We start from the raw sequence: 533 nt of genomic DNA, 5'->3' as shown, positions 1-533 counted from the left end.
TCGGAGTAACCCAATGAAACATACGTTGAAACTATCACTGCTTTGGTCTGCGATCCTACTTGCAGGTTGTGGCGACAACACATCAAGCTCAGGCACAACAGATAAAGTAACGTTTGAATCGGAAGTTCAAGCATTGCTAGATCGTGGCACTTCAATTAGCTTTACTATCCAAGGTGCAAACGCAGACGTACCTGCCCCTTCTTACCTACTTATGGATACGTCAGATGGTACGCTTGGCCTGCCAACTAACGGTGATGATGCCCTTACTAATCCACGCGCATCAATGAACACAATGGACGGTTGGTCAACGTCTATGCCTATCGTTTTGAACTTTAACGGCGATGGCTTCGCTCCTGGCATGTTGGCTTCTGGCGTTAAAGTTATCAAAATCAACCAGCGTTTGACGGAATGGGACGGAAAAACTAACCCGATTTCAAAAGTCCTTGTTCAGAACCAAGATTACGTCGTTCAAGCCAATGGTAAATCTCTTTATGTTCAGTTTGCCGATTCTCTAGATGAATCGAGCGAATACA

The 533-nt window shown here is 45.0% G+C and carries 1 pseudogene; it reads left to right on the top strand.

Features of this window, described 5'->3' with window-relative positions:
- Positions 1-13: 13 nt before the first annotated feature.
- Positions 14-533, top strand: a pseudogene (locus R8N47_RS28005) (lipase); the annotation flags it as partial.

It is taken from the genome of Vibrio sp. 2132-1 (assembly GCF_033344315.1).
The sequence above is the reverse complement of the archived record's forward strand: the minus strand, read 5'-3'. Positions and strand labels throughout refer to the sequence as shown.